Source organism: Azospirillum brasilense, from assembly GCF_003349955.1.
Classification (GTDB): domain Bacteria; phylum Pseudomonadota; class Alphaproteobacteria; order Azospirillales; family Azospirillaceae; genus Azospirillum; species Azospirillum brasilense_B.
Window position 1 is genome coordinate 46,450 of record NZ_QLKQ01000025.1, and the last position, 23,363, is coordinate 69,812.

At 70.8% G+C, this 23,363-nt stretch carries 17 protein-coding genes (1 of these 17 running past the window's edge); 6 read left to right on the forward strand and 11 right to left on the reverse strand.

Annotated elements, in window-relative coordinates; all coding sequences use genetic code 11:
• The 4 genes in view from DXK32_RS13285 to DXK32_RS13300 are tightly spaced (at most 48 nt apart) and all read left to right on the forward strand, a layout consistent with a single transcriptional unit that may run on beyond the window.
• On the forward strand, positions 1 to 3,003 hold the end of the coding sequence (locus tag DXK32_RS13285; protein WP_114858942.1) for an AAA family ATPase. Its footprint begins 24,117 nt before the window's first position; only the last 3,003 of its 27,120 coding nucleotides appear in the window; its start codon lies beyond the left edge, outside the window; its stop codon occupies positions 3,001 to 3,003.
• 1 nt (position 3,004) lies between these two features.
• Complete coding sequence (locus tag DXK32_RS33080; protein ID WP_247877127.1) at positions 3,005 to 8,743, forward strand: hypothetical protein; 5,739 nt, start codon at positions 3,005 to 3,007, stop codon at positions 8,741 to 8,743.
• Between the two features lie 6 nt (positions 8,744 to 8,749).
• Positions 8,750 to 9,232 carry a hypothetical protein gene (locus DXK32_RS13295; RefSeq protein WP_114858943.1) on the forward strand — a complete coding sequence of 161 codons (483 nt, stop codon included), beginning with the start codon at positions 8,750 to 8,752 and terminating at the stop codon, positions 9,230 to 9,232.
• A 48-nt stretch (positions 9,233 to 9,280) separates the two neighbouring features.
• Positions 9,281 to 11,788, forward strand: a complete 2,508-nt coding sequence (locus tag DXK32_RS13300; RefSeq protein WP_114858944.1) for a type IV secretory system conjugative DNA transfer family protein — start codon at positions 9,281 to 9,283, stop codon at positions 11,786 to 11,788.
• 330 nt (positions 11,789 to 12,118) lie between these two features.
• Here DXK32_RS13300 and DXK32_RS13305 read toward each other — a convergent pair whose 3' ends face one another.
• From DXK32_RS13305 to DXK32_RS13335, 7 genes are all read right to left on the reverse strand, one after another.
• The gene (locus tag DXK32_RS13305; protein ID WP_114858945.1) at positions 12,119 to 12,370 is read right to left on the reverse strand and encodes a toxin-antitoxin system HicB family antitoxin; all 252 of its coding nucleotides are present in this window, start codon (positions 12,368 to 12,370) and stop codon (positions 12,119 to 12,121) included.
• Entirely contained in the window at positions 12,367 to 12,789 is a 423-nt protein-coding gene (locus tag DXK32_RS13310) for a putative toxin-antitoxin system toxin component, PIN family (protein WP_114858946.1), read from the reverse strand. Before DXK32_RS13310 ends, DXK32_RS13305 begins: the two co-directional genes overlap by 4 nt.
• A 381-nt stretch (positions 12,790 to 13,170) precedes the next feature.
• Positions 13,171 to 13,545 carry a hypothetical protein gene (locus DXK32_RS13315; protein WP_162801167.1) on the reverse strand — a complete coding sequence of 125 codons (375 nt, stop codon included), beginning with the start codon at positions 13,543 to 13,545 and terminating at the stop codon, positions 13,171 to 13,173.
• A 129-nt stretch (positions 13,546 to 13,674) separates the two neighbouring features.
• The gene (locus DXK32_RS13320; RefSeq protein WP_114858948.1) at positions 13,675 to 14,874 is read right to left on the reverse strand and encodes an IS256 family transposase; all 1,200 of its coding nucleotides are present in this window, start codon (positions 14,872 to 14,874) and stop codon (positions 13,675 to 13,677) included.
• A 453-nt stretch (positions 14,875 to 15,327) separates the two neighbouring features.
• Entirely contained in the window at positions 15,328 to 16,491 is a 1,164-nt protein-coding gene (locus DXK32_RS13325; RefSeq protein WP_114858949.1) for a hypothetical protein, read from the reverse strand.
• 28 nt (positions 16,492 to 16,519) lie between these two features.
• Positions 16,520 to 18,877: a DEAD/DEAH box helicase gene (locus tag DXK32_RS13330; RefSeq protein ID WP_114858950.1), complete on the reverse strand. Its 2,358-nt coding sequence runs from the start codon at positions 18,875 to 18,877 to the stop codon at positions 16,520 to 16,522.
• Positions 18,878 to 19,026: 149 nt separating this feature from the next.
• Positions 19,027 to 19,392 carry a hypothetical protein gene (locus tag DXK32_RS13335; RefSeq protein WP_162801168.1) on the reverse strand — a complete coding sequence of 122 codons (366 nt, stop codon included), beginning with the start codon at positions 19,390 to 19,392 and terminating at the stop codon, positions 19,027 to 19,029.
• A gap of 149 nt (positions 19,393 to 19,541) precedes the next feature.
• Here DXK32_RS13335 and DXK32_RS13340 point away from each other — a divergent pair, with 149 nt between their 5' ends.
• Positions 19,542 to 19,703 carry an Arc family DNA-binding protein gene (locus tag DXK32_RS13340; RefSeq protein WP_114858952.1) on the forward strand — a complete coding sequence of 54 codons (162 nt, stop codon included), beginning with the start codon at positions 19,542 to 19,544 and terminating at the stop codon, positions 19,701 to 19,703.
• 307 nt (positions 19,704 to 20,010) lie between these two features.
• On the opposite strand, the gene DXK32_RS13345 is transcribed toward DXK32_RS13340, so the two are convergent.
• From DXK32_RS13345 to DXK32_RS13355, 3 genes are all read right to left on the reverse strand, one after another.
• The gene (locus DXK32_RS13345) at positions 20,011 to 20,706 is read right to left on the reverse strand and encodes a DUF3800 domain-containing protein (RefSeq protein WP_162801169.1); all 696 of its coding nucleotides are present in this window, start codon (positions 20,704 to 20,706) and stop codon (positions 20,011 to 20,013) included.
• Positions 20,707 to 20,846: 140 nt separating this feature from the next.
• On the reverse strand, positions 20,847 to 21,239 hold the full coding sequence (locus DXK32_RS13350) for a helix-turn-helix domain-containing protein (RefSeq protein WP_114858954.1): 393 nt from the start codon (positions 21,237 to 21,239) through the stop codon (positions 20,847 to 20,849).
• 63 nt (positions 21,240 to 21,302) lie between these two features.
• Entirely contained in the window at positions 21,303 to 21,899 is a 597-nt protein-coding gene (locus DXK32_RS13355; RefSeq protein WP_114858955.1) for a GNAT family N-acetyltransferase, read from the reverse strand.
• A 92-nt stretch (positions 21,900 to 21,991) separates the two neighbouring features.
• Here DXK32_RS13355 and DXK32_RS13360 point away from each other — a divergent pair, with 92 nt between their 5' ends.
• Positions 21,992 to 22,948: a LysR family transcriptional regulator gene (locus tag DXK32_RS13360; protein WP_114858956.1), complete on the forward strand. Its 957-nt coding sequence runs from the start codon at positions 21,992 to 21,994 to the stop codon at positions 22,946 to 22,948.
• A 3-nt stretch (positions 22,949 to 22,951) separates the two neighbouring features.
• Here DXK32_RS13360 and DXK32_RS13365 read toward each other — a convergent pair whose 3' ends face one another.
• Complete coding sequence (locus tag DXK32_RS13365; RefSeq protein WP_162801170.1) at positions 22,952 to 23,335, reverse strand: helix-turn-helix domain-containing protein; 384 nt, start codon at positions 23,333 to 23,335, stop codon at positions 22,952 to 22,954.
• Positions 23,336 to 23,363: the final 28 nt, after the last annotated feature.

Consider the following 23,363-nt stretch of genomic DNA (forward strand, 5'->3'; position numbering starts at 1 on the left):
CTGGCTTTGGAGCTGGGGTCCTCCTTCGGCACCGTGGTGCCGCTGCAGAACGGCTACGTCCTCTACCGCGACCCGACTCTGGACGGCCGCTACCGCGGCGCGCCGATCGCCAACTTCCTCCAGACCGCGGGGCCGGACGGGGCACTGGCCGGCATCGTTCCGCCCTCCGCCCTCGATCTGCTCGCCGACTACACCGGCGAGCACGTCCGCGGCATGGACGAAACCTTCCCCGCCGCCCTGCGCCAGGTCCGGGCGGAGCTGGTGCGGATCGCCCGGCAGGTCAACCCGCACGCGGAAATCCGCGTCGTCGACCGGCTGTACGGCTCCGACGACGTGTCGATCGGGGGCATCGCCGATGCCGGACGGCGGCCCCTCCTCGGCCTGTGGTTCGAGACCCACAAGGTCTGCGCCATCAGCCAGGACATCCGGCTCGGCGACCCCGTCGAGACCGGCTACCACGAGATCTACCATTCCATCGAAGGTCTGCTGAAGCCGGAGGAGAAGCGGGTGGTCGAGGCCGCCTTCGGCCGCCCGCAGGAGCACGGCTACAACGACCGGGCGGCCGAGGCCTTCGCCAAATGGGCGGCCAAACGGTACTTCGCCGGAAAGGCCGGCCAGAAGCCGCCCGCCGGCATGAGCGGGCTTGCCCGCTTCGCCGACCGCATGCGCAACGCCTTCGAGGGCAACGGCTTCCAGAGCTGGGAGGACATCTACAAGCGGACCGTGGAGGGCCGCGTCGCCGAGCGGGCGCGCGTCTTCGACGTGACGGCGAAGATCCCCGTCCGCGAGGCGGCGAAGATCGCCCGCAGCGCCGGGCTGGAGAAGCTGGCCGATACCTACGAGGCCTACGCGACCTTCACCGGCCGCTGGCAGAACGGCCTCGCGAACGCCGCACGCTCGGCGATGAACACGGTGCTCGGCCGCCGGCGCAAGGAGGCGCGGGACGACGGCCCGCCGCTGACCGGCGAACAGCTCTACCGGGCTCTGCGGCGCTACGCCTCGGACCGTGACATCCGCGCGGCGGTGGAAGGCGCGGGGTATCACTCCATCCGCGACGGCGCCCGCCTCACCGGGTTGCTCGTCGACCGCGACCGCCAGCTTCAGGCGGATCTGACCACCGCCTCCCAGGCCACGCCGGTGGCCGTCGAAGGCACGCAGCCGGCGGTGGCGCGCGGCGCCGACGGACCGGTGCGCCTCGGTGCCGGCGGGCGGACCGGGGAGCGCCCGGCCTGGGAAAAGACCCTCGTCGAGTTCTGCGCGAGCGAACCGCTCGCCCGCTACGCCCGCGCCGACACCAACCGTCATGGGTACCAGAACCAGATCGAGGTGTTCGGCTGGCCGGCGGACGCGCCGCAATGGGAGGTCCGGGTTGACGACACCGCGGTGCGTGGCGACGCGGGCGCCGCGGCGCGGGTGCTGCACCACCAGGTGCTCCGCCAAGCCCTGGACGCCGGCCACGCCGTTCCGCCCCGCGTCGCCGAGGCGCACCCGGACCTGTTGCCGCGGGCGCTCGCCGCGGCGGACGCGGCCATCGACACGGCCTCCCGCCTCGGCGCTCCGGAGCCCTACAGTCCGGCGGTGCCCGGCGCGGCCCGGCGCCCCGGCGGCGACCGCGTGGCCGCGCGCACGCCGGACGGCCGCTCCCTGGCGGCGTCGACACCCGAAGCCGATCCGCTGTGGCGGCCCGCGGACCGGCCGACGGCGGACCGCCCGTCCTACGCGGCCCCGGCGCCGCACAGCCTGACACCGCACAGCCCGACACCGCACGGACCGGCGCCGGCGGTCGCCGTCATGGAGCGCGACGCCGCGCCGAGGGTCCAGGCCATGCCGCCGCTCGACCCGCGCTCCACCCCCCTGAGCGGTGCGGACCGGCGGAACCAGGGTCAGCCGCCCGATGCCCTGATGCAGCGCATCGCCAACGCCCAGGCGGCGATCCAGCCCCGCGCCTTCCTCGACGTCGAGGCCGGACAGCGGCAACAGGCCGTGACCATGGGCGGCCGTATCGACCCCCGCACCGGCATGGTCTACGTGCCCCAGGACCTGTCCTCCGACCGGGCCGCCATGCTTCACGCGCGGTTCGATCTGTACGAGGAAGCGCTCGCCCGCCGGCAATGGCTGGCCGTGCCGCCGCACGAGGCCCGCGAGGCGCGGGCCGCCGGCGCGCTCCACGATCCCGTGGTGGACGGCTGGTACGTCGACCCACGCCTGGATGAGCGGGCGATCGAGCGGCTGGAGCGGCGCTTCCCGGCCACCGGACGCCTGGACTCCGCGGCGGCCGCTCAGGCTCTGGACGAGCGCCGCGGCGCGGTCCTCTATTCCCTCGGGCGCCGGGAAGAGGAGCGGACGGAACCGCGACGCGGGGCGCCGCGCCGCGAGCCAGCGTCCGCGGAAACGGGGGGAGCCCCGGCTTTGCCGGACCGCGCCGTGGTCGAGGTGCGGTTCGACCCGGTCAAGGTCACGGCGGCGGGGGCGGACGGCCTCCCGTCGAGCCGCCCGAACGCCGATTTCGTGTCGCAGGCCGAAGCGGTCGGGGTGCCGGTCGCCTCCGTCGTCACGACCGACCCGACCCGGTCCACCGTGACGATCCACGCCGCGGACGAGGGACAGGCCCGGGCGGTGGCCGACGCGCTGCGGGAGAACCAGGCGACCATGGGGGCGACCACGGCATCGGCCGCGGCGGCTCCACCCCCACCGCCGGCTCCGGCGCCGGTCCGCGCCGCCGCCCAGCCCTTCTACGCCCCGGCGCCGGACGGGCCGGACCAGGAGGTGCGGACCAAGGCGATCCAGCGGGCGCGTGGCCTGCCGGCGGATCAGCTCGCGGCGCGCATCGCCGTCAACGAGGCGATGCTTCTGGCCCTACCCGGCGGGTCGGGCGGCGCCGGCGATCCGGGCCGCGCCCGGCAACGCGCCGAACTGCGCGCCGGTCTCGACGTCCTGACCGCCGAAACGGCACGGCGCGAACGGGCCGCCCGTGGGCGGGCGCTCGGCCAGGGGATGGGCTGACATGGAGACCAGGACGGCGCCGGGCGCCGCGGCGGCGCGGTGGCGGCTGGCGCTGGCGGTCCGCTTCACCACGCCGGAGGGGCGCACCGAGGAGGCCGCCGGCATGGTGATGGAGGGCACCCCCCTGGCCGTCGCCCGACGGGCCGGGCTGAAGCGCAACGGCGTCCCTCTCGATCCCTGGATGGTGACGGCCGGGGGACGCGTCGTCGGCCGGCAGAAGACCCGGCAGGCCGCCCGCCTCTTCGCGGAGCGCGCGGCTCCGCTGGCCGACTGGACGTCGCTGCCGGACAGCCCGCCCGACCGCCTGTGGCTGGCCCGCGACGGGCAGCCGCTCGACCGTCTGCTGGCCCGCCTGTCCGTCGCCGTCGCGGCCGGCGACCTCGCCGCCTTCGACGCGGACCAGCAGGAGCTGCGGGAAGCGCTGGAGCTCGCCGCCGCTCTCCCCCCTGTGGATGAGGACGCCCCATGGGCGAGACTCGTGGAGATTTCCGGCCCCCGCTGGCTCCTGGTCGGCCGCGACGTCGAGCGGCTCGACCGGGCTCTCGGCCTGCCGGACGGCGGCGGGCGCGGGGTGTGGCTCGCCGGCCGCCATGGGGACCTCGCCTTTCTCGGCGGCGACCGGGTTCCGGCGCTGGTCATGGACCGGTTCGGCGCGGCGGCGGCCTACGCCGCCCTCCGCAACAGCGGGGCAGCGGTGCGGCGCCTGCGCTGGAGTCACGGCGACCTGACTCCAGTCTTCCCCGCCGAGCGGCGCGCCGTCATCAATGTCGCCGGGAACCGGCTGACCGCCGTCCTCGATGCCGAGCACCGCACGGTGACCCTGCGGGCCGATCCCGACCGGCCCTCCCCCCTCTGCGACCCGCTGGCCCCGGACTGCCGCCGCGACGATTGGACCGTCGGCGGCCTCGCGGTGCCCGACCGGCCGGAGACCGGGCGCGACGCGGCGCAGGCCGCGCTGAGCGCGCCACTGCGCTTCCCGATCACGGTCACCATCGGTGGCCGGCCACAGGAATTGATCGCCCGCATCGCCAGTTCCGATCCACCGCCGGCGGCCCGCCTGTGTTCGCCGCTCGACGAGCTGCGCCTCGAACGGCCCGACGGCCGGCCCTTCGAACGCGGCACGGAGTTCCGCCGGCTGTCCTCCGGCATCCGCTACCACCCCGACCCGCTGGCGCGGCTGGCCGAGGTCGCCCGCGCCCGCGCCCAGGACGTGCTCGACGAGCGCTGGAGGCGGTCGCAGAGGGTGCTGAAGCGCATCGACAAGGCGGCAGGGTCGCGCAGCGCCTTTGCGCGGGCTCTGTCCCGCGCCCTCGGCGCCCGGACCGTCCTGGAACTGCGCAACGAGGCGGTCAGCCTCGCCGGCTTCTGGGGCGGGGAGACGTCCTCCGGCGCCGATCTCGCCAAGGCGGCCGGGCGGATGCAGAAGCGCATCGACGCGGCGGGGATCGCCGACACGCGGCTGGAGGAGGCGCGCGGGGCCGCCGCCCGCGCCGTCGCAAGGCGACCGCCGCTCGCGGAGAGGCCGGAGATCCGCGCGCTCTTCCATCCGGAGATGCCCGCCTACCCGGACCCGGACCGGGTGAACCGTGCCGTCGAGGCCCTGCGCCCGGTGATCGCGAAGCGCCGTCCGGAACGGCGGCAGGACGTCGGGACGGATGACCCTCAGTACAGTCTCGGATGGAGGAGTGCGCGGATCTCCGGGCCGTCAGTCGCCTTCAGTCTGGGCGCCGTTCCACGCATTCCGCCCGAACTCGTCTCCTACCGCCGCCAACCCGAACCGCCCATTCCAGATCGCATCCCCGTTCCTGGTGAGATTGTTTTCGTCGAGGGAGCCGGCCAGAAGTGGCTTTACCGTGCGGTGACGCCAGGAGCGGCCATCGGATCATGGGTCAATCCCGACGCGGCGTACCAAGCGCAGCAAAATCTCCTGGCCACCGCGCTGCGTCCGTTGGCGTCATCCTGCCTACCGACCGATCTTGCCGAAGGGCGTGTCCATGTGGCCGGGGCGATCGTCGCCAAGGTCGGCGGTGCCGGCGGGCCGATCGAGCCGCTTTCCGGGCTCACCGCGCCGTTGCGATCCGGCGACGGTTCGGTCCATCATCACGCGTTCGTCGCGATGACGGACGCCAACCCCGCAAACGCCCTCTTTCATGAGTCCGTCCATGTCAACCTCCGGGAAGGCCGCCTCTCCGCCGACGAATTCCTTCCGTTCTGCGATCCCGAATCTTGCCGCCTTGGAGCGGAGCGATTCGGATTCGCCGGATACCCCGTTCGAAGATTCGCTGAGGAACTTGCCGCACACGCGCATGCTGAAGCCGCAGCAGGGCCCGCTGGCCGCACCCCCGTTGCCTGGCGGTCCGCGGGTGACGACGTCCGTGGTGTCCGGGGAGCTGCCCTACGTGATCACCTTGTAGCGGATCTCGCTCTTCCGGACCGGACTTCCGCCGTTCTCCAGGCCCTGGCCGACGGGACCTTCGGTGCCCGCCCGGCGGTTCCGGAGGTCCGGGATCTCTGGCTGCGCGAGATGGGACGGCGCGGGGGTGCGGCCGACCCAGCGATTCTCAGTGCCGATGAGGTGATCGGACCACCGCCTGCCCTCAGGCAATACAGCGTTGCCGGCGGCCGGGACGCGCCCCTGTCCCCCGCCGACCGCGACGCCCTCCAGGCGCTCTCTCGTCACCTCTCAGGTGCCGGCATGTCCTGGGGTTTCGCCCTCCCCGGCGCCGACCCCCGCGGCCGCCGCATCTTCACCGATAAAACCTACAGCGCCGCGGTCGGAGAAGTGCGGCTCCGGCCCACACCGGACGGCGCCTACGCGGCGGAGGCTCTACCCTGGACCGCGCCGGCCGGCCGTCTTGAGCAGGGCAAGCCCGGCAAACGCCCCGCGCACCCGGCCATGGAGAAAGCCGTGGCGGCCGCCGCATCCTTCGCCGGCGGCACTGCGATGCCGCCGGTCCGCGTGCTCGATGAAGGAGACGCGCTCGGCGACGTTCCGCCCTGGCGGCTGTCCAGGGCCGAATACGTCGCCCGCCGGATGCCGGAACTGGCGGATCTCGATCTCCAGGCCATCGACCCGCGGTTGGTCAAGCCGCTCGCCCGCCGCCACGCCGCCGCCGTGTTCGACGCCGTCGCCCGGGGCGAGCCGGTTCCGGACCGCGTGCTCGCCGGGCACCCGGTGCTCGTGCAGATGGACGCCGCGGCGCGCGCGGTGGCCCCGGACGACCGCGCGCGGCCGGTCAACGAGCCGGAGCCCGGTGAGGACTGGACGGCCCGGCCCGCGGTCCTGGCGGTGTCCGGTCCGGACGGATGGGAGAAGGTGACCCTGACGGTCGAGACCCGGGGCCCCTTCGCGGTCCATCGCCCCGTCGACCTCCGCATCGTCGGTTGGAGCCTGGCCAGCGGACCGGACCTGGACGCCGCCGCCTTGCGGAACGCCGCCGCGGCCGCCCGCGGACGGTCGGATGCGGTGGACGGCGCCATGCGCCGCTACGAGGCCACGGCGCTCGCCGAGGCCCTGGACCGCATCGCCGCGGACATGGATGGGGGAACGGCTTATCGGTCCGCCGCCGCCCGGGAAATCGCCCGCGCGCGCGGTGCGATGCCGCGCGCCGACCTCGCGGCGGCGCTCGGCGGCCGTGCGGCGCCGCTGACCGAAACGCGGACGTCGGGCCGCGGCTGGGTGGTGTCCCATTTGCCGACCGGCCTGCCCCTCGTCACGGCCGCTCACGCCGTTCCGACGAAGAACGAATGCCGGAGGGTCGTGGACGCCATCGGAACGGGCTGGCCCTGGGCGGAGGTCACCTTCGGCCGCCTGCCCGATCTGCTGCGCAGCCCCGCCTACCGCGCCGCCGCCGACCGCTGGGGCGAGGCCGGTGCGGCGATCCACGCCGTCGGGCAGGCCCGCAAAGCCGTGCGGCAGGCCCGGGCCGCCGTGATCAAGGCGCAGACCATCCTGGTCCAAGTTCAGGACAAGGAAACCGCCGCTATCGAGAAGCGGAACGGCATCCTGGGCTATGCCCCATCTGCCGACATTCCTGCTGCGGGACTTCGTCAATATGCTATGAGATCGGATGCTATGGACGCGCAAAGCGGTCCGGTGCGTGCTATCCGGCAGGAACAGGCCTGTGGTAAATTGCTGTCTGTCCGGGACCGAGACACGGGCGCCGGACTTGCCTTGGAGACTCATCGGATGTCCACACTGACCGCCGCCACCGTCGCGGAACCCTCGCCTTTGCCCGAGCCCTTGTCCGGCAAGAGCTTTCCCCTCTCCGATCCGGCCCTGCGCGCCGCCTACGCCGACGCGGCCCAGACGGCGGCTGATGGCGATGAAGGAGCGCTGACCGTCGCCCGTTTCGCGCAGGGCGACGACGTCGCATTGTTCGCCGCCGGGGTCGCGGCGGACGAACTGCGCGCCCTTGCGCGGATCGCCAACCTTCCCCTGGCCGATCATGGGCCCGAGGGCGTCGCCGTCCCGGTCTCTGCCCTGCCCGTCCTGCGCGGGTTCAGCGCGGTCCCGATCGTCGAGGCCGATCTGACCGCCACCGCGGAGTCGCGGAACTGGTCGCGCGCCGCGCTTGCCGGCGCCGGTGCCGCCGTTGGAGTGGCGGCCGCGGCCGGAGCCGTCCACCTCGCCGGCCGCGACGATGTTCCGGCGCCGCTCGCCGCGGCCGAAGCCGTCGATGAACCGATCCGGAACGCGCGCGAGCTGGCCGAAGCCACGCTCGCCGATGCCGGCCAGATCGCCGAACGGCTGACCCGGAACGCGGCCGACGTCGGCGCGTCCCTCGCCGAAACCCGCCGGATGATCGAGGAGGCGTTGGCCGGCACCGCGCCATCCGCTGCGGTCGGCCTGCCCGCCGTCACCGCTGAATCGCCTAAGGTCGATCCATCTGACTTGTCCAAAACAAGCGAGGCCGAGGCCGCAATCCGGGATGGCGGCGTCGGCGCGTTGCTGACCCCGGCCGACCCCGCTGAACCGCAGGCCGTCACGGACATATTGGCCCGAATCGACGCGGCACGGGCGGGGATGGCCGCCTCCGTCCCGGACGTCCCCGTTCCCGCCGAAGCGGACGCCAAGGCCACCGAGACGATCCGCGCCACGCTTGAGGCGGACGGCGGCAAGACGTGGTACGAGGGCGCCCTTGACGCCGCGCGCGCCGTCGCGGACGGCATCGGCGGTCTGCAGTTCTCGACCGGTGCCGGGAAGTCGTCCGCCTCCATTCCTGCCCCTGCGGCGATCCAGCCCTTCTACGCCCGCAACGACGAGCAAGGCCTTGCCGAGGCCCGCGTCCGCGCGCAGGGCATCCCGTCGGACGACCTTGCGAACCGGGCCGCCGTGACCGCGGCCCTGCTGGTCCGCCGCGAGGCCGACCCGGCCGCCAACCCGGCAACGCTGGAGGCGCTGCGCGCCGGCAAGGCGGTGCTCAAGGAAGAGGTCCGGCGCCGCGAGGCGGGACTTCAGGCGATCCAGCCCTTCTTCGTCGCCGAGGGCGAGGCCGGCCGCAACGAAGCGGTTCTGCGCGCCAGCCGAATCCCGGCTCCCGATCTGGTGAACCGGCTGGCCATGACCAAGGCCATGCTGGCCGCCAAACTGCCGGAGGCGGGGGGCTCGGCCGGTGTGCGCGGCTCGCTGGAGCGCGGCGTGGCGGTCCTTGAAGGCGAGACGTCGCGCCGGGCCGCTCTCGACCGGCCTCAGGACATCACCAGGAAGCCGACGAGGCGTGGGGGGATGGAAAGATGATGCGTCATGCGACCTGACCAGCGATCCGGCGGCGGCCCGCCGCCTGCGGTCGACGCGAACGCGCTGCTGGAGCGGATGCGCCTCGAGGCTCCCTTCACCTACGGGTCCGGGCTCATCCACGCCTACACCGCCATCCGCAACCGCGGCGAGGACCCCTATCCGGTCCGTGAACGCCTCGCGGCGCATGTGCGCCAGTTGGAGGAGGAAGGCAAGATCCGCCCGAAGGGCGGCCGCCAGGACCCCACGCCGCTGGAGCAATACGCCGACACCGTCGACGCGATGCGCGCCCACGTCGATGCCATGGCGCGCCTTCCCAAAGGCTCCCAGGCCTACATCGACGAGGGCAAGCTGTTCCGGGCGGCGGAGATCAACCTGAAGCGCGTCCACATGACGATGCTCGAGGAGGCCAACCGGCGCGAAACCCCTGTTCAGGGGGCTGCGCCGGCGGCGCGGCAGAGGCGCTCGGCGCGCGGCGGCGCCGAGCGCTGAGAACGCCGGTGCTCGATTTCCCGACCATGCCGCCGTCACACTGGCGGCATGGTCGAAGAAATCGAACGTCAGAAAGCGATCGCCTGGTTCGTCATGAGCGCCCTGATCGGCCTTCTGGCCGCGACGGCGCTTCTGACCTGCGCCTTCCCGCTCTACAAGCTGTTCAACGGGCTCGACTTCTCCCGGTCGACAGCAACTTGGCCGGCGCTGGGCGCGCTGCACGATCCGGGCTGGCGGCCCGGCTTTTCGCTCCGCTGGCTGCGCGACACCGGGGCCTACTACGCCATCGGGCTCTGGCAATATCCGACCCTCTGGGCCAAGCCCCTGTGGGTGCTGCTCGTGCAGGCGCCCCTGGAAGTCTGGGGCATGCCGCACTGGAGCGTGATGGTGTCCCTGGCCGTTGGGCTCTTTGTGGCGCTGCGCGTGGCGGAGCGTTGCCCCTACGAGCTGCAGCGCAAGAGTCACGGCAGCGCCCGTTTCGCCACCGACCGCGACATCCGGAAGGCCGCCTGGGATGCCAAGGACCGCTACGTCAAGAAGCGCGGGCTCTACTCGCCGACGGGCATCGTGCTGGGACGGGCGCCCAACGGCCGCCTGCTGCGGATGCCGGAGACGCTGTCGGCGATCCTCATCGCGCCGCCCGGCTCCGGCAAATCCGCCGGCATCATCCTCCCCAACCTGCTGGCCGACTGGCCCGAATACCAGCCGATCCTGGGCTTCGAGACCTTCGGCTGGGCGCTGGGGCGCAAGACCTACTGCCCGAAGCCCACCTTCGTGGTCAACGATCCTAAGGGGGAACTGTACGCCAAGGCCCTCAAATGGCTGATCAAGGCCGGCTACAAGGTCATCAAGCTGAGCCTCGGATCGATGGACGGCGACCGCTGGAACCCGCTGGGGTTCGACAGCCTGCCCGGCGGCCGCGAGGTGCCGCGGACCCGCACCCGCATCCTCGACGCCCTGGGGCGGGTCTACGCCGATCCCATCCGCGCCCTGGAGATCCTGATGGTCGAGGTCCGCGACCGGACGGACTGGGTCGCCGCTCTGGGAGCCGACCCGACGCTCGGCGGCCGCCTGGTGATCCGCGATGAGGTGATCGCGCTCGAAGCCAACGCCCTTGCCACCTGGACGTCGCCGGCCCGCGCCACTCTGAAGGACGTGCTGGGCGACATCATGAAGCTGTTCACCTGGCAGGCGCAGCGCGAGCAGTACGTCAAGCGTCTGGCGACCATGGCCATCGACGAGAAGATCGAGCCGCATTGGCGCGACAAGGGCCGGGCGGCCCTCCAGGGCTTCTCGCTGTTCACCATCTACCGCTGCGAGGCCGATCCCCAGCTCGGCGAGCCGTCCTTCGGTCGCCTCATCGACTTCATGACGGAGGCGACGAAGAACTTCCAACCCGATCCCACCGCCGGCGAGGACCAGGACGCGGTCGCCTCCATGCTCCAGGCCTGGATCGCCGAGGCCGAGCAGCGGGGCTACCCGGCGCGCGTCATCACCGAGCTGGCCTCGCTGTCCCGCACGCCGTCGAAGGAGCGCGGGTCCGTTTTGTCGACCATGGAAGGCGGCATCGACATCTTCAAGGTGGCCACCGTGCGCAGCCGCACCTCGGCCTCCGATTTCGGGCTGGACGAGCTGCGCTTCTCCAAGAAGCCCGTGGCCCTGTTCATCGTGACGCCGCTGGAAGACGCCGTGGCGCTCGGCAAGATCACCGGCATGTTCTTCGAGAGCAGTGCTGCGCGTTTCATCAGTCAGGACGAGAAGGACATCAAAACCAAGGGTCGCCCGATCATCTACCTCGCCGACGAGTTCTGGACCCTGCCCACCGGTATGGAGAGTTTCCTACAGATCCCGGCGCTCGGTCGCGGCCAGTGGGTGCAGCTCCTGCTGGTCGGCCAGAGCTACGGCCAGATCGCGCTCAAGATCAACAAGGAGGCCGTCGGCATCCTCAAATCGGCGGTCGGCGCGCAGATCCTCCTGCAGCAGAACGACAGCGAGACCGCGGAAGCCGTCAGCAAGGCGGTCGGCAACTACACGGCGATCACCGCCAACGTCAGCCAGACGGAGGGCGCCGGCAAGGAGGTCAAGATGTTCCAGTGGAACACCTCGCGGTCGGCCACCGGCCTTCCGCTCCTGCCCGCGCAGCGGCTGCTCACCATGCGCAAGCTGGAAGAGCAGTACGTCCTCTATCAGGGCATGATGAGCCGGCCGATCGAATGTTCGTCGCCGGCGTGGTTCAACGACCCGGTGATGACCGAGCGGCTTACCGGCGAGCGGCCCGGCGGCCTCGCCCGGTTCGGCCGGTTCGTCGCGGCTATGCTGCCGCGCACCGCCTCTCCGGCCCCGCTGGTCGGCGCCGCGCGCACCGACGACGAGTTCGAGCGCGCCGCCGCCGCGGCGATCGCGGCCGCGGTGGCCGCCCAGGAGCAGAAGGTGGCCAACCAGAACGCCGTCCTGGGCCAGGCTCCGGCCGGCGCCGCGCCACCCTCGCAGGGCTCGGCCTTCCAGCCCGCGAGCGGCGCCGACTTCATCGGCGACGATCAGAGCAGGGCCGCGTGACCCTGCTCATCCGCGTCGCCGGAGGGCAACTCTGCGTGCCGCCTGGGCACGCGCTCACGCGTGACATGCTCGATGCTTCACAGAGCGACGCCGAGCGTACGGGGACCGCCGTCTGCATCGATCGCTTTGCCATGCTCAAAGCCGCTGGTGTCGCAGCCGCCTATGCACCGTCGGTAAACGCGGTGATGCTGGACCCCACGCCCGCCAGTCGCCCTGCTCGTCGAACCCGCCGAGCGCGGCCGCTCCGCTCCCCTCGCCGGTCTGGTCCGAAACGGCACGGGCGGTTCCCGTCCCTTGTGGGCTGAAGCTGTCCTTTTCTGGACAGGTTGGTCACGCGTCCAATTCGTCGCCCGGAGCGGGCGGCGCGTTGGGCACCCGGTCCAGGAAGGACCGCAAGCCCGCACCAGTCGCATCACCGGCGCGGTCCTTCAGGAAGGCGGCGGCCGTCTCGACGGCACCGACCTTCTCCGCGACCGCGGCAGCGATCCACTGGTTGAGCGAAACGCCGTCCTCGCGAGCCAACCGGGCTGCGGCGGCCTTGACGGACGCGGGCAGCTTCAGGGGATAAGTCGCCTTGCTCATGTCGTACCTCCTCGCAGGAACTCCGCAGGGCGGAGCACCGGAACGCCGAACCGCGCCGCCGCGGCGAAGTCCCGCACATTGTGGGTCACCAGCGCATCCGCCCGCCCGTTGACGGCTGCCTCCAGCACCAGCTCGTCGGCTGGATCGGAAAGCTGTGGGCGCCAAGTGAAGCGCACCTCCACCGGTTCCAGGATCGCGGCCAACTCGCCCAGCAGCCCGTCGATGCCGTCGAGGTCGAGCCCATGCACCGCCCGCTGTTCCGGCCGCTTCAGCACCGCCTCGTACTCCAGAAACAGCGCGGTGGTCACCAACGCTGAGAACTGTCTGTCGGCGAGACGGCTCAGCACGGCGAACGAGGCACCCTGCCGGCTGCGCAGGCCAGCGGTCAGAATGCAGGTGTCGAGGACGGCTCTCTTCATGCGCGAGATCGTACCCGGTTGCCTCCCGCCTCACAATGCACGAGATATCCCATGGGATGTTTTGCAGGTCGGCGACCGGTCGGAGAGGTGATCCTGCTGCCGGTCGGCGCCAACGGCGCGCAGGATCTGCAGGCGGTGCCGAGATCCACGCTCACCGCCGGTCGACCATTTGGACCGGTGGCTCCTTGCTGCTGGCGGGCACCAGAATACTCGCCCAACGCGGCACGATTACAGATCAGCAACAAGGCGAATTATGGACGACGGCGCCTGGGGACAAAGGAAGGAGCCGCCGTCCAATTCGCTCCGGCAGGCTACGGGTGAGTGCCTGAGCGGAGGTAAAACTTACTCGGAACGAGTGTGTTTGCAACTGCTTGCGTGAACTCAACCCCGATCATCGCCCGGCGGCGAAGCGTCATCGTTGTCGCCCGCATTCCTGATGCCGAGTTCGTCCAAGACGTGCTGATACTCAGTCGGAGGTAGCGCTCTCTGGTCTTCGGCCATCGCTCGAAGGGCTTCGATGCCAGCCGCAGTAAAACGCGCCCTTAGCCAATGACCTCCGTCGTCGGGCAACTCCATCAGGCCGCGGTCGAGCAGCCCTTGGATCGTCAGGCTCGGCTTGGGTTTGCCCTTGTTCGGACCAGTGACCCAGCGCTTCACCAGAACGCCGTCCGCAAGTTTGGGAGGGGGACCGAAACGGGTCATGAACTCGTTGCGGATCAGGGCCCGCTCCTTGGCCGTAAAAGTGTTGCTGCTCATCCGCTCCGCCCCGATATAGAGTAAAACCATTGACTAACCAACCACATCCTGATCGCACCGATCGTGCCCCGAGGCGTGGTGTAGGAACTGGGTCACTCATCAGGTTCTCCGGCTTGTCTGGCCGGATGGTCAGGCGGCCACGGCGGGCAGACTGACGATGGGATCATCGCCGAGCGGGGCGATGGTTTCCAGCGTCATGTATCGCGCCCGCTGAACGGCCCATTCATCGTTTTGCTCCAGCAATATCGCACCGATGAGGCGTGTAATCGCGTCCTCGTTGGGAAATATACCCACCACCTCGGTGCGCCGCTTGATCTCGCCGTTGAGACGTTCAATCGGGTTTGTCGAGTGGAGCTTGGCCCGATGCTCCCTGGGAAAGGTCATGTAGGCCAGGACGTCTTCTTCCGCCTCGTCCATCAGGGTGGCCAGCTTCGGCAGCTTGGCCCGGACCTGATCGGCCACTTGCCGCCACTGCGTTCGGGCGGAGGCCGCATCGTCCTGCGCGAAGGCGGTGGCGATGAAGGCGGCCACGACGCGGCGCCCACTCTTGCCGGCATGGGCAAGCGCGGTCCTGGAGAAATGCACCCGGCAGCGTTGCCACGTCGCCTGGAAAACACGGGTGACCGCCGCCTTGATGCCGCCATGGGCGTCGGAGATCACCAGCTTGACGCCGTTCAGCCCCCGGCGTTTCAGCTTGCGCAGAAACTCGATCCAGAAGGTTTCCGCCTCGGACGGGCCGATGTCCATGCCCAGCACCTCGCGCCGGCCGTCGGTGTTGACCGCCACGGCGATGGTCACGGCGACCGAAACGATGCGTCCGTTCTGGCGCACCTTCACGTAGGTGGCATCCAGCCACAGGTAGGGCCAGTCGCCCTCGATGGGACGGCCGAGAAAGGTCTTCACCCGCTCGTCGATCTCGGCGCACAGCCGGCTGACCTGGCTCTTGGAGATGCCCGACATCCCCATCGCCTGGACCAGATCGTCCACCGAGCGCGTCGAGATGCCCTGGATGTAGGCCTCCTGGATCACTGCCGTCAGTGCCTTCTCAGCCATCCGCCGCGGCTCCAGAAAGCCGGGGAAGTAGGAACCCTTGCGCAGTTTGGGAATGCGCAGCTCGACGGTGCCGGCTCGGGTTTCCCAGTCGCGATCGCGATAGCCGTTGCGCTGGACCAGTCGCTCGGCCGAGCGTTCGCCATGACCGGCGCCGGTCAGGCCCTGCACCTCCAACTCCATCAGCCGCTCGGCAGCAAAGCCGATCATCTCGCGCAGAACATCGGCATCCGCGCCCTTCTCAAGCATCGCGCGAAGCGCCATCATCTCGTCGGTCATCGTGGTCACCCTTCGGTCGGGTTGAGGTGTGGTAACCAGACTCTACCGAAGAACCACGATGACTGCCCCGCTGTGGATAACCGGCCCGCCTACGCCAGCCAGAGGTGGGCGCTGCGGCGGGCCGGTTCCCCACAGCTCCTACACCACCTCGTGGGGCACGACCGATCGCACCTCTCTTCGCGCCCCTACAACCCTCAAAGAGGCGAACGGACGAACTGAACCGCGCCGGGTTTCCCGTAGGCCCTTTTCGGCTGGGTCATAATGCCCTGGCAACGGTTCCGGTTCGAGCATGAGCGCTCGCCGCGGAGCGGCGTCGACCGACGCCCGTGCCCGCAAGGTCCAAGGTGACCATACGGCCCATCATCACACCGTGCACGTCAGCATCCGCCGAGCGCCCCCGCGGGGAGCGGCGCTTCTGTTCTCCTTCGGCTGTGCAACGGTCTCCGACCTCCGTCATACCGCCAAGCTTCCGAACATCGCGTCGTCTTCGGCCTGGGCAGAATGGCCGCATTTCGGGCAGGCCTGCGGGTGACAGGCGCGGCAGAAGGGCTTGCCGCAGGACACACACGGCCCCTGCGCCGCAGCGTCGGTCAGGTGCAGCCGCTCGTCGCAGACCAGACGCGCCCGCTCCAGCCCAGCCCCGGCCTCCACCGGTGGCGGGTCGAGCTGGCGCAGCAGCGGGTTCCAGTCCAGGCTCACCACCCGCTCCCCCTTGCGTCGGCGGATCAGCACCGACAGGCGATGCACCGGCAGGATTAGGTCCAGCGCCTGCACCCGCTCCACGGTCAGCGCCAGCGCGTAGTTGTGGCGCAGGTCGTCCAGCTTGCCGGTGTATTCGCGGGCGATGGCCTCCAGGCGCGCCGTTTCCCGCTGGCGCTCCGCGTCGTCGCGGGCGGTGGCGAGGCGCTTGGCGGCTTCCCGGTGCAGGTCCTGGTGGTACTCGTGCAGGCGGTCCCGGTCGCGGTCGAGCCGCCGGCGCAGGCTGCGCAGGAAAGGCGCCAGATGGGCCGACAGGCGCGGCGGCAGCGCCGCGCGCACCAGGGCGTCCACGCGCTCCGCCGGCCAGGGCGACGGGGCCGCGCGCAGCGCTTCGGGCGTCGGCGTCCGCCAGTCGGGGTCGGCGGCTAGGCGGTCCCACAGTACCGCCTGTTCCCCATCCAGAAGCGCCCCGGTCGCCATGTTGAGACCCAGCCGCAGCACGCCCTCGCGCTTCTCATCGGACAGCGCGGTGTAGCGGAAACTCAGCAGCCGATAGCGCGTCCAGGCCGGCGCCGCCCCCTTCAGGCGCCAAACGGCGTTCGGCAGCTCCAGCGCGTGCCCGAGCAGTCGTTCCGGGTCGGCGGGCGGTGCCACCTCCGGCACCACCATCCGCACCGCCCGCCGGCCCCTTTCACCGAGCAGCGCCCCGACCCGTTCCAGCCAGTCGCCGTCCAGTCCGACCGGCACGGCCCCGGCCGGACGCTCCGCCCCGAAGGCCAGCAGCGCCATCTCCGGCAAGCCCAGACGCTCGCGCAGGGGCGGCGGCGCCAGCACCTCCAGCAGGTCGGGGCCGGCGGGGTCCACCGCCGCACCCTCGCGCTCCAGCAGGTCGGCCATGAAATCGCGCAGATCGGCCATGGTCCGGCGTCCTCCTTCGATCCGCCCGTCAGGACTCGAACGCTTCGCCGAACAGGGCGTCGTCCAGCACCTTCACATCCTCGTACTGGCGCCGCGCCTTGGTGACGCGGTCGCCCAGAGCGTCGAAGCCTTCCCCGGCCTTGCCCGCGCCGGTCTCCGTGGTCGCCAGCCAGGCGTCCAGAACCAACTCGGCGAAGTCGCGCTCCTCCTCCAGCTCGCCCAGGATCGCCCCGACCTCGCCGACCACCAGCTCGAACATGTTGATCTTCTCGTCGAGGATGCGCAGCACGGAATCCTCCAGCGTGCCGGCGGTCGCCAGATTGAAGATGAACACCTCGCGCTCCTGCCCGATGCGGTCGATGCGGCCGATGCGCTGCTCGATGGCCATGGGGTTCCAGGGAATGTCGAAGTTGATCAGCGTGTTGCAGAATTGCAGGTTGCGCCCCTCACCGCCGGATTCCGTGCACAGCAGCACCGGCACCCGGTCGCGGAAGGCGGCCACCGCGGCGTCCTTGTCCGGCCCGGACAGGTCCCCGGCGAAGCGGGCGAAGGGAATGCGCGCCGCCTCCAGCAGTTCCGCGACGTGGGCGAGGCTTTCGCGGTGGTGGATGAACACCAGTTTCTTCTCGTCGGGGTTCCGGCGCAGCAGGTCGAGCAGCGCCGTTTCCTTGGCGCCCCGCGCCACGCCGTCCCAGCGCTCCGCCAGATCGGTCCAGGCGGCATCCGGGTGGCGGGCGGCGTTGCGCCGGGCGGCTGCCGCGGCCGCGGCGGGCGATGACCCCGCGGCTTCCAGCAGGTGGCGCACCGCCAGCCGGTGGCGTCCCCCGCCCTCCCCTTCGGCCAGCCAGCGGGCCATCGCCTCGGTCGCCGTGTAGGCGGCGCGCTCGGCCTCCGTCCCCTCCACGCGCAGCGTGGCGGCCTGCCGGCGCGGCAGGCGCAGCGCCACCACGGCGCGGGTGTTGCGGATCATCACGTCGCGCATCAGCGCGCGCAGCCGGTCCGGGTTGGCCGGCTGGCGCGGCTTGCCGGCGGCCATGTAAGCGGCGCGGAACTCCTTCTGCGTCTTGACGATGCCGGGCTTCAGCAGGGTCAGCAGGTTGTACAGCTCGATCAGGCTGTTCTGCACGGGCGTCGCCGACAGCAGCAGCAGGAAGCGCTTGTTCAGCGCGTCCACCAGCTTGTGGCTCTGGCTGGCGCGGTCGCGCAGGTGGTGCGCCTCGTCGACGATGACGAGGTCGTAGGCCAGGGCCTTCAGCCGCTCGGCATGCTCGCGCCGCCGGGCCACGGCAAGCGAGGCGATGATGCGCGGCTGCGCCCAGAAGCGCTCCGGGTCCTCGCGCAGCAGCGGGTCGTGGGTGGTGGCGCAGGCGATGGCGAACTTGCTCTCCAGTTCCTCCCGCCACTGCCCGACCAGCGAGGCGGGGACGAGGATCAGCACGCGCTCGGCCATGGCGCGCAGCAGATACTCCTTCAGCACCATGCAGGCCTCGATGGTCTTGCCCAGCCCAACCTCGTCGGCGAGCAGGACGCGGCCCCGGAAGCGCTTCAGCACCTTGCGCACCGTCTCGACCTGATACCAGTGGGTCTGCACGCCGGTCAGGTGGGGCAGGCAGAGCAGCTCGTCGAAGCCCTGGGCCAGCCCGAGATGGACGAAACTCTCGCGCAGGCGAAACCAGCCGCCGTCAGCCTCGTCCGCGCCGGTCTGGTCGGTGTCCCCCGCCGCGTCGAACGTCAGGCTGATCGGGATCGAGACCTCCAGCCGGGGAAGCCCGACGGGCGCCGGGGCCGGTGGCGGGGCCGATGGCGGAGTGGTGGCCGCCGGCGCCGGCTTGGCCTTCGCGGGCTTGCCCGGGGCGCCCTTGTGGGCCGGGTGGGCCGGGTGGGCCGGTGCCGCCTTGCCCTTTGCCGCCGTTCCCCCCTTGCCGGAAGCGCCGGAAGCCGCGGCGGCCTTCTTCCGTCCAGGCCGCGGGTCGCCGCGGATGGTCAACAGCCACTCGTTCAGCCACGGCCCGAGCGCCCCGCCACCGGGGAAGTACTGCATCGCGTCGGAATAGCGCAGCAGCCCGTACCGTTCGAGCAGCCGGCGCGCCCCCGTCAGGTTGCCCTTCTGGGCCAGGGCGAGGCCGTGCAGAAGGTGATGGGGTCCGGTGTCCTCATAGCGCTTCGACAGCCGCTTCAGGAACACCAGCGCGCGGTCGGGCTTCGCCTCGACCAGGGCCGCCGTGGCGGCCAGACTGAGGACGACGTAATCGCCGGGGCATGCGCGCAGGGCCTCCTCCGCCAGGGCGAGCGGATGGGGATCGCGCCGGTCGAAGGCTGTGTAGAGGGCCTCTTCCCACTCGTCGGCCGACCGCGGGCCGTTCTCCCCGGCGCCTTCCATGCTCATGAGGCTGCGTTTCTCCATGACTCCCGTCCCGGCATCGTGGATTCGCCCGGTTGCGTCGGTCCGGGCATCATGACGATCCTCCTCGTCAAGTCCAGCCGGCATTCCGACGCGGCCCTTTCACCGCGCCGGTCGTCGATGCGGGATGCCGGTCAGGCGTGCGCCAGCAGCCGCTCGGTGTCCTGGAGGACGCCCCAGATCAGCAGGGCTTCGGCGGAGGCGTCCTCCGGCTTGGGGCCGGTGAACAGGATGCTCAACTCGCTGCGGTACAGGCTCCAGAGCGCCCACAGGCGGACCCGGATGCCGGGCAAGGTGTGGGCGGGGAGGCGGGCGATGCGGTTTTCCAGCTCCAGCAGACGGGCGGTGATCGCGTCCATCGCCACATCGGGCGCGTCTTCCACGAACAGGTCCTCCGACGCGGCGTAGACCCGCATCAGCGCCATGTGCCGCCGGCCCAGGCGCAGCAGTTCGGCGTCCCTGTTTTCAGGCAAAGGTGTGGTAGTCTCGGAATCAGCCATGATCCGCAGCTCCGTATCAGCTTGGGTTGTGGTTAGGCCGGGCAAGGTGTTACCAGCACCTTGTTCGGCCGCCTTGCATTCTCACACAAGGTATGAAACTTTCTCACGCCATAGCTGCACAGTCAATTGCGTTTGTGTGAGAATGTGAGATGCCCAAGGACGCAGCTCTTTCGTTCCGTGTCCCCATTGAACTCAAGGAAGCGCTGGAACGCGCCGCGAAGAGCGATGAACGTTCCGTATCATCGACGGTCGAGCGCATTCTCAGAAACTGGCTGATCGAGAAGGGCTACCTGCAAAAGCCCGAAAATTGAACCCGGCTATTCGCCTCGTTGACGCTTTGGTGTCCCCATACCCGCCCCGCCTCGCCCACCGCCAACAGCCCGAGCGGAATGCCCCTTCATCCCCGCCACTGAATTTCGGAAATGGCGAAATGGCATTGACCAACGTAGGGGGAAATGCCCATAATTAGATCGTGTCGAGGTCAGCGCCGAAAGGCCGCGCTCGCTGCCCGTCCAGGAGGGGCTTGGGTTCGCCCGGCACCGTCAGTCACTTGGGACGTGGGGAAAGGCGAGTCGCCGACACCTTCAGCAAAGCCGCCTTCGGGCGGCTTTCGCTTTTTCAGCCCTCCTGCATGGCCAAAATCTGGCCGATCCATTCCGGACGGCGCTCGACCAGTTCCAGAAGCCGCACCGTCACTTGGCCGCGCGCTTGCGCCTCCTCCAGCAACTGCCGGCAGCGAGGGGCCTCCGGGACGTTCTGCCGGGATCGCCACACCGTGTTGGAAATCACATCGGCGATTTGAACGCCCGGACTGCGCTGACTGTCAGCCCAGCTGACCGGGACCGGGGGAAGCCCGGTACGGCGGGCGATGTCCACGGCGATCCGCGCCTGGATCACCTCGCAGACGCTCGCCTTGTAGCGGGGCCTGTCCGGGACGATGATGCGCACGCGCGCGTCGTACAGCGGCAGGCAGCTTTCCGTCACCATCTCACCCCACAGATCCGGCTCCTCCAACGCGCCCATAGCGAAGCCGCCCACCAGATCCTCACGCCCGCACGCAACCGACACCGCGAGGGCTTCCGGGTGGTTCCCCAGCACGCCGAAGATGCGCTCGATCTGCCACATCTCCAGTTGGAAGCCATGCATCTCGCCATTGATCCTGGCCGCCCGCTTCATCTTCTTGACCGCCCGCACGATCTCCCCGGCATCGCCGCGGACGGCCGATACGATGAAGCTGTTCTTCTCCTTGCCGCCGCTCTCGTCGCAACAGATCTGCATCCCGAACCGCCGTCGCCCTGAAATCAACCGCACCACGGAAGCGCCGAGGCGATAGGGCCTCCACACACCGTGATCCGGGCAGCCAGTATGACGGAGACGGACGCTGCGGTCGTCCCCCTTGTCGCTCGGTTCGGGCGATCCGGTTCAAGTTTGGGGATGCCAAGCGGCCGGCGCGTTTACCGCCCGCCCCTCTGCTGGGAACGCAGCACACTATCCAACAGGTCGGCGGCGAGGCGCAGGCCCTCTTCGTCCAGCACGTTCAGGCTGGCGCGAATGCGCTCCCGTTCGGCGGTGTCCCGGTCGACCGGGGTGCCCTCGTCAACGCCGGGCCTGTCCTCGCCGGCTGTGTCCACGCCGGGCATCGGCGCCAGCCCGAAGGCTTGGTCGGGGGTGACGGTCAGCACCCGGCACAGCCGCAAGAACAGCTCCGGGTGCGGGCTCTGCTTGGCGGCGCCCGAGACGTAGCGGCTCAACTCGTCGTAGTCCATGCCGACGCGCGCCGCCGTCTCGTCGACGCCGAGACGCAGGAAGGTCATGCGGCGGCGGAGCCGTTTGCCGGGCGCGGTCATGGCCACACCATGGCCGCGCTGGACTTTTTCCGGCGATTGGATAAGTTCAGATTTGTATTCTGACTATAACCCACTACCGGTGACCGGCACCCCGGCCGCCGCCCGGTCGTGGACGCCCGGCCGGTCCCACTGCCCCTCCGGCCGCATCAGCAGGAGGTGCCCGGAATGCACGGTCAACGCATCCGACGGCCGCTGGCGCACGCCGGCGATCGCCACGCACTCGTAGTCCCCGATGCGGAACACCCCGTCCGCCAGCGGCGCCGCCCCGAACAGCTCCCAGAAGGGCAGCACGTCCCTCAGCGAGCGCCCGTAGAAGGCGGTAAAGCCCTTGCGCCCGAGGAAGCGGAAGGTGTAGCGGGCCAGCTTCAGCGCCACGTTGCCGGCGAAGGCCGGGGCGCGGAACTTGGGCAGCACGGCCAGCCGCTCCGGCATCGCGAAGTCACCGAAGTAGCGGATGCGCATGGCCCCGGCGGGCTCGCCGTCCACGGTGGCCAGCACGTGGGTGCCGGACAGGTCGTTGCCGTCGAACTCGCGCTCGTAGGGCGTGGCGTGCTCGCCCATGAACACGGCGGCCCGCACCGCCAGCGCCTGCTGCAACCCGTCGAACCCAGTCACCGCCGTGACCGCGACCGCCCTCCCCTGCCCGCTCCGTCCGCCCATCGCCCTGCCCTCCTTGCCGTGCGCCGGGACTGTAGGCCGCGGGCGGGGCGAGGCGCCTCGGCCAATTCCGTTCTCGTGCCATTCAGAATCGCATGAGTACGCTCGACCCGGCGGACTGGACCCACCTGCCCTACTTCCTGGAGGCGGCGCGCTGCGGCAGCTTCACCGCGGCGGCGCAGCGGCTGAACAGCAGCCAGCCCACGGTGGGCCGCCACGTCGAGGCGCTGGAGAGCCGGCTCGGCACGCCGCTGTTCCGCCGGGTGGCGCACGGCGTGGTGCTGACCCCGGCCGGCGCGCAGGTGCTGGGGGTGGCCGAGGAGATCGAGCGGCTGGTCCGGCTGGCCCGCAGCCGGGGCACCGCGGAGCTGGGCCTGTCGGGGACGATCCGGCTGTGGACCTCCGACGGGGTGGGCGGCTACTGGCTGACGCCCAAGCTGGCCGGCTTCCGGCGCGCCTACCCCGGCATCACGCTGGAGGTGCTGTGCTCGCACGCCGTGCCCGACGTGGCGCGGCTGGAGGCGGACGTGGTGGTGAGCTACCACGAGCCGACGCATCCCGACGTGGTGCCGATCGCCAGCGCCCGCATGGTCTTCCGGCCGACCGCCGCGCAGAGCTACCTGCGCGAGGCCGGCACGCCGCGCCGGCTGGCCGACCTCGCCGGCCATGCGATCTGCGACCACCTGCACTACCCCCGGGACGGCGCCTGGGCGCCGTGGGCGGAGGTGGTGGCCGGGCATCCCTCGGTGGTGCTGCGGACCAACTCGTCGCTGACGCTGGGGATGGTGACGCTGCTCGGGCATGGGATCAGCATGCAACCGCTGACCATCGCCCGGCGGGAATCGACGCTGAGCGTGCTGGACCTGGAGGGCTACAGCGCCCCGGTGGCCTTCTGGCTGGTCTGCCACCGCGAGACCAAGGCCATCCCGCGCGTGCGCGCGCTGATCGACTATCTGCGCAGCGCCCTGTTCCGCCAGGGTGGGCTGCTGAACCTGGACAGCGACGCCCCGGCCTTCGGCGACACGCCGCTGGCCGACTTCATCGCGGAGTGACGGTCACGCCTCGGCGTCCGCGGGCAGCCGCCGGCCGAGGCCGACGCGGTGATGGGCCAGCCGGTCGAGCAGGTCGGCGACCAGCGCCAGGTTCTCCGGCGTCAGTTCGCCCGTGCGGCCGAGCAGCCGCTCCACCTCCGGGGCCAGCGGATCGGGGGACACCGGGTCGGCGCCGTCCATCGGCTCCAGCCCCAGCGCTTGGTTGGGCGTGATCGCCAGCACCTCGCACAGGCGCTGGAACTGGTCGGGGTGCAGGCCGTGCTCCAGCGCACCGGCGAGGAAGCGGGTCAGCGTCTTGTGGTCGATGCGGACGTGGCGGATCACCGCCGCCTTGGTCAGCCCCTGTTGCGCCATACGGTCGCGCAGCCGCGTCGTCCACCCGTTCATGGCGGCGATCCTCTTCGCACTGGACGGC

What these genes read in the sequence shown, in the direction of transcription:
- DXK32_RS13335 (WP_162801168.1), bottom strand. Translation starts at nt 19,392, where the DNA reads ATGGCTGATTCCGAGACTACCACACCTTTGCCTGAAAACAGGGACGCC.
- DXK32_RS13360 (WP_114858956.1), top strand. Translation starts at nt 21,992, where the DNA reads ATGAGTACGCTCGACCCGGCGGACTGGACCCACCTGCCCTACTTCCTG.
- DXK32_RS13315 (WP_162801167.1), bottom strand. Translation starts at nt 13,545, where the DNA reads ATGAGCAGCAACACTTTTACGGCCAAGGAGCGGGCCCTGATCCGCAAC.
- DXK32_RS33080 (WP_247877127.1), top strand. Translation starts at nt 3,005, where the DNA reads ATGGAGACCAGGACGGCGCCGGGCGCCGCGGCGGCGCGGTGGCGGCTG.
- DXK32_RS13330 (WP_114858950.1), bottom strand. Translation starts at nt 18,877, where the DNA reads ATGAGCATGGAAGGCGCCGGGGAGAACGGCCCGCGGTCGGCCGACGAG.
- DXK32_RS13320 (WP_114858948.1), bottom strand. Translation starts at nt 14,874, where the DNA reads ATGACCGACGAGATGATGGCGCTTCGCGCGATGCTTGAGAAGGGCGCG.
- DXK32_RS13295 (WP_114858943.1), top strand. Translation starts at nt 8,750, where the DNA reads ATGCGACCTGACCAGCGATCCGGCGGCGGCCCGCCGCCTGCGGTCGAC.
- DXK32_RS13355 (WP_114858955.1), bottom strand. Translation starts at nt 21,899, where the DNA reads ATGGGCGGACGGAGCGGGCAGGGGAGGGCGGTCGCGGTCACGGCGGTG.
- DXK32_RS13325 (WP_114858949.1), bottom strand. Translation starts at nt 16,491, where the DNA reads ATGGCCGATCTGCGCGATTTCATGGCCGACCTGCTGGAGCGCGAGGGT.
- DXK32_RS13305 (WP_114858945.1), bottom strand. Translation starts at nt 12,370, where the DNA reads ATGAGCAAGGCGACTTATCCCCTGAAGCTGCCCGCGTCCGTCAAGGCC.
- DXK32_RS13365 (WP_162801170.1), bottom strand. Translation starts at nt 23,335, where the DNA reads ATGAACGGGTGGACGACGCGGCTGCGCGACCGTATGGCGCAACAGGGG.
- DXK32_RS13340 (WP_114858952.1), top strand. Translation starts at nt 19,542, where the DNA reads ATGCCCAAGGACGCAGCTCTTTCGTTCCGTGTCCCCATTGAACTCAAG.
- DXK32_RS13350 (WP_114858954.1), bottom strand. Translation starts at nt 21,239, where the DNA reads ATGACCGCGCCCGGCAAACGGCTCCGCCGCCGCATGACCTTCCTGCGT.
- DXK32_RS13300 (WP_114858944.1), top strand. Translation starts at nt 9,281, where the DNA reads ATGGTCGAAGAAATCGAACGTCAGAAAGCGATCGCCTGGTTCGTCATG.
- DXK32_RS13310 (WP_114858946.1), bottom strand. Translation starts at nt 12,789, where the DNA reads ATGAAGAGAGCCGTCCTCGACACCTGCATTCTGACCGCTGGCCTGCGC.